We start from the raw sequence: 4,833 nt of genomic DNA on the forward strand, positions 1-4,833 counted from the left end.
GCACGAGGCGGCCGGGGCCAGCAGTCCGGGGGGAAGATGCCGGTCAGACGACCGGCTCGGCCTCCGGCACCGCCGGGGGCTCGGCCCCCGTGCCGGTGGTCTTCCGGCCGTCGCGCATCAGCACCAGGGTGAGCGCCGCCGCCGCGAGGACCGCGATGCCGCCCGCCGTGAAGGTGGTCGAGGTGGCGGTGTTGAACGCCTCCCGGGCCGCCGCGACCAGGCCGCCGTCCCCGGTGGATCCGGCCACCGCGAGCGCGCCGGTGATGTCGTGGCGGGCGGCCTCGGGGGCGGCCGCGGGCATCGCGCCGGTGTAGGTGCTGGAGAGCACGGTGCCGAGGATGGCCACGCCGAGCGCCGCGCCGGACTGCTGGATGGTGTCGTTGAGCGCGGAGCCGACGCCGGCGTGCTCGCTGGGTATGGCGCCCATCAGCGCGTTGGCGGCGGCCGGCATGGCGAGGCCGGAGCCGATGCCGAGCACCAGCATGGCCAGGGCGACCTTGGTGAAGCCGTCGCCGACCGAGAGGGTGGCGAGCAGTCCGAAGCCGCCCGCGATGATCAGCATGCCGATCGAGGTGAGCACCCGCGCCGGGACCTTCTTGCCGAGCACCGCGCCCAGCGCGTTGAACACCAGCGAGGCGATGGCCAGCGGGATGAAGGCGAGGCCGGTGTCGGTGGGCGAGAACTCCAGCACGAACTGGAGGTACTGGGTGAGGACCAGCATCAGCCCGCCGGTGGCGAAGGTCAGCAGGACGAGCGAGAAGCTGGCGCCGGTGAAGACCCGGTTGCGGAACAGCTTGATCGGGACCATCGGCGAGTCGGTGCGGACCTGCCGGACGGCGAAGCCGACCAGCGCGGCCACCGCGAGGGCGAGCGCGCCGAGGGTGCTCGCGCTGGTGAAGCCGTCCCGGGGCAGCACGATGATCGACCACACCAGCGCCGTCATGCCGACCATCGACAGCACCATGCCGAGCAGGTCGGGGCGGCGCCACGGTCCCTTGGACTCCGGCATCAGCAGCACCGCGGCGACGATGGCGACGGCCGCGATCGGCACGTTGAGCAGGAAGACCGCGCCCCACCAGAAGTGCGCGATCAGCGCGCCGCCCAGCACCGGACCGCCGACCAGGCCGACCATGGCCACCGCGGTCCACGCGGCGATCGCCTTCGGGCGCTCCTCGTCGTCGAAGACGGTGATCAGGATGGAGAGCGTGCTCGGCATGACCAGCGCACCGCCGACGCCCATCAGGACGCGCCCGGCTATCAGCTCACCGGGGCTTCCGGCGTACGCCGCGACCAGTGAGGCGGCGCCGAACAGCGCGAGCCCGACGATCATCACCTTCCGCCGTCCGAAGCGGTCGGAGAGGCTGCCGGAGGTGAGCAGCAGGCCGGCGAAGACCAGGATGTACGAGTCGATGATCCACTGGATGTCCTGCGCCCCGGCCTTGAGGTCCTCCGCGATCGGCGGGATGGACACCGTGAGCACCATGTTGTCGATCACCAGCACCAGGCTGCTGAGACAGAGCACGACCAGGATGAGCCAGCGCTGCGGATGACGTTCCACGGCGTTTCCCCCTTCGGACTTCGAACTTCGGGCTTCGAGCGGCGGGCTCCGAGCTCGGTCATCGAGCGTCGGAACGGGCGCGCGGGCCTGGCTGTGAGACCGGAGCCGCGCGGAAGTCGTCGCGGGCACACCGTCCTCCGTCCCCAGGGGAACGGTGTGCGCCGCTCCGAACACTGTACGGACGCCGCACACTGTTCGCAACGCCGCACACCGTTCGATCTCCGCACGCTGTTCGCTGCGCCGTACACTGTTCGCATCAACCCGTGGCGAGCTGCGCCGAACCGGACCGGATCCGGACGATTGGTGAGGAGGGCCCGATGGCGGCCAGGACAGAGGACGGCACGACCCCGGGCATCCCCATGCCGTGGAACCGCCCCCAGCGGCGACGGGAACAGCCCGCCCTCAGCCGCGAGCAGATCGTCGCCGAGGCCTTCGCGCTACTGGACTCCGGCGGCATCGAGGCGCTGAGCATGCGCAAGCTCGCCGCCCGGCTGAACGCCGGCGCCACCTCGCTCTACACCCACGTCGCCAACAAGGACGAACTGCTCGCCCTGGTCGTCGACCAGGTCTTCGGCACCCTCCCACGGCCCGGGGCCGAGGGCTGCGAGGAGCCGAAGGTCTGGCGAGCGAAGATCATGGAGTGCGCCGAGAGCATGCGCGCGGCCATCATCCGCCACCCGTGGATGGTCGGGGTGATCGGCGACGTCGGGATGATCTACCTCGGCCCCAACTGGATGCGGCTCTCCGAAACCCTGCTGGGTGTCCTGGAGACGGCCGGCTTCGAGATCGTCGAGGCGAACGACGCGATGAGCGCCGTCATGGGCTACACCATCGGGACGGCCTGCGTGGAAGCCTCCTGGCTGAGCGCGCTGGCCCGCAGCGGCCAGGACGAGCAGGAGTGGATGAACCAGCTCCTGCCCGCCGTCATGGAGGCCACCAAGGAGTTCCCGCGGCTGTACCGGCTGTACACCGCCGCGGTGCCGAACGAGGTCAGCGCGGGCCGGGACAGCACCTTCGCCCGGGGCGTCAACGTCATCCTGGACGGGATCGAGGCGGCCATGGCGGCCCGCAGGCAGCACTGAGCGCCCCGGCCGTCCCCCGCCCGCCCGACCGCGCGGCCCGGCGCCGGCCGAGCCCGCGGCCCGACTCCCGCCCGACCGCGCGGCCCGGCGCCGGCCCGGCCGTGCGGCTCACCTCTCGCTGAGCGCCTGCACCTCCGCGTACCCCGGCACCGGACCGACCGGCTCCCCCGCCGCGACGGCCGCCGCCGTGGCCACCGCCGCCGCCAGTGCCGCGCGGTACAGCAGCGACCCGAGGCTGACCCGCGCCACCCCGAGCGCGGCCAGCTCGGCGAGGCCCGGGCCGGTCGGCGTCCAGAGGATGTTGAGCGGGACGGCGAGCTCGCCGACCAGCCGGCCGATGGCCTCCGGACCGGTCAGCCCGGGGACGAACACCCCGTCCGCGCCCGCCTGTTGGTAGGCGTCCAGGCGTCGGAGCGTCTCCACCTCGGGGGCGTCCTGCCCGCACCAGTAGGTGTCGGTACGGGCGTTGACGAACAGCTCCGGGGCGGCCGCCTTCACCGCGGCGATCTTCGCGGCGTGGCGGGCGGACGGGGCCAGGGTGCCGTCCGCCCGGCCGTCCTCCAGGTTGATGCCGACCGCTCCGGCCTCGACCAACTCCACCGCCAGCTCCGCGACTTCGTCCGGGTCGTCGCTGAACCCGGACTCCGCGTCGACGCTGAGCAGGAAGCCGCCGGGCCCGAGCCGGCGCGCCAGCCGTACGGTCTCCGCGCGGGTGGCGGCGGCACCGTCGGGGAGGCCGGCGACGGCCGCCACGCCCAGGCTGGTGGTGCCGATCGCGGGGTGGCCCTGGGCGGCGAGGGCGACGGCCGAGGCGTGGTCCCAGGCGTTGGGGAGCAGCAGCGGGCGGCCGGGGCGGTGGTGCAGGGCGGCGAAGGGGGTCATCGGGTCGTCTCCATCGGCTCGTTCGCACGGTGTCCGGTCGGGTCCGCCGGACTGTCGGTCACACACGTCGGGTTGTCGGGCACACACGTCGGACTGTCGGTCACACGCGTCGGGTTGTCGGGCACACGTGTCGGGTTGTCGGTCACACGCGTCGGCCCCGCGGCGCCGCCCTCCGCACCCGCCGGACTCCCGACCGAGTCCGCGTAGTAGTAGCCGGCCCCGGAGACGTGGCAGACGATCTGCCGGAAGCTCCAGCCCGTGCCCGGGGAGTCGTCCAGCCGTTCGTCCGGCAGCGCGGCGACCCGCCGGGACCAGATCCCGGCCAGCCGGGTCAGCCGGCTGCGGGCCTCGTCCAGGTCGGCGGTGGTGAACAGGGCCAGGTCGGCCGGGGTGGTGACGTTGGAGGCGTGCCAGTGGTCGGGCTCGGTCGGTTCGCCGACCAGCCGGGCCTCCAACTCGGCCAGGTGGTCGACGAGATGGTCGGCGATGCGGCGAACGGCCTTGTGCGGCGCGTAGGTTCGACCGTCGGCGTTGACGATCGGTCGGCCGTCCCAGGCCGTCCAGCCGGCCGCCCGGTCGAGCACGTACGCGACCATCTCCGGCACCAGGGCGGCGAGTTCGGCCTTGCCGAGGTCCTCGGTCGGCGGCGGCGTCCCGGTGTCCGCCGGATCGGAGGAGCCGTACAGGATCCCCTCGGCGATCACCAGGGCCTGCGAGCGGCCCGGGCAACTCCGGGGCGGGGCACCGAAGGTGAGCGCGACCCCCGCCGGGGCCCCGGCCTGGGCGGCGGCGATGTCGAGCAGGACCCGCGTCCCGGCCGGCACCGCCACCCCGCCGACCTCGGTCGCCCGGGCGGCGATCCGCCGCATCGTCCGGACCGGCGGGTCCGCGCGCAGCACGCCGGCCAACCCGTCCTCGTGCCGGCGGGCGCCCTCGACCAGCGCGGCGGTGGCGTCGCAGGCCTGGACGAGCAGGCCGATCCGGTTCGCGGCGGTCTCCTCGTCCCGGTCCCCCATCGCGGGCAGCAGCCGGGCCACCGCCGCGTCCGCCACCGGGTCGCCCGGCGCGTCGTCCGCCACGAGGCCGGCCGGCGCGTCGGTGAAGTACGCCCGGGACACCGTCGCGACGTCCCGCGCCACGGCCTCCGGGTCGGCCAGGCCGAGCTCCGCCGCGAGCACCCGGACGACCCGCAGCCGGACGTCGGACTCGAAGCCGCCGGCCGCAGCCACCCGCAGCCGGTCCGGGTCCAGCCGCTCCAGGTCGGCCAGCACCAGCGCCCGGCGCCGGGCGTGCGGTTCGCCGGAGCTGAAC

General features: G+C 74.1%; 4 protein-coding genes. 1 reads left to right on the plus strand and 3 read right to left on the minus strand.

What is annotated here, in order from left to right:
* Window positions 1-43: 43 nt before the first annotated feature.
* Complete coding sequence (locus tag ACFU6K_RS31375) at window positions 44-1,558, minus strand: MFS transporter (protein WP_380668769.1); 1,515 nt, start codon at window positions 1,556-1,558, stop codon at window positions 44-46.
* A gap of 317 nt (window positions 1,559-1,875) precedes the next feature.
* Here ACFU6K_RS31375 and ACFU6K_RS31380 point away from each other — a divergent pair, with 317 nt between their 5' ends.
* Window positions 1,876-2,640: a TetR/AcrR family transcriptional regulator C-terminal domain-containing protein gene (locus tag ACFU6K_RS31380; RefSeq protein ID WP_380668770.1), complete on the plus strand. Its 765-nt coding sequence runs from the start codon at window positions 1,876-1,878 to the stop codon at window positions 2,638-2,640.
* Between the two features lie 108 nt (window positions 2,641-2,748).
* Here the strand turns inward: ACFU6K_RS31380 and ACFU6K_RS31385 are convergent, their stop codons facing one another.
* Entirely contained in the window at window positions 2,749-3,522 is a 774-nt protein-coding gene (locus ACFU6K_RS31385) for an isocitrate lyase/phosphoenolpyruvate mutase family protein (RefSeq protein WP_380668771.1), read from the minus strand.
* A partial coding sequence (locus tag ACFU6K_RS31390) for a hypothetical protein (protein ID WP_380668772.1) occupies window positions 3,519-4,833 on the minus strand: 1,315 nt, incomplete at its 5' end. The genes ACFU6K_RS31385 and ACFU6K_RS31390, both read right to left, overlap by 4 nt.

The organism is Kitasatospora sp. NPDC057512 (genome assembly GCF_042802135.1).
Classification (GTDB): domain Bacteria; phylum Actinomycetota; class Actinomycetes; order Streptomycetales; family Streptomycetaceae; genus Kitasatospora.

What these genes read in the sequence shown, in the direction of transcription:
- ACFU6K_RS31385 (WP_380668771.1), bottom strand. Translation starts at nt 3,522, where the DNA reads ATGACCCCCTTCGCCGCCCTGCACCACCGCCCCGGCCGCCCGCTGCTG.
- ACFU6K_RS31380 (WP_380668770.1), top strand. Translation starts at nt 1,876, where the DNA reads ATGGCGGCCAGGACAGAGGACGGCACGACCCCGGGCATCCCCATGCCG.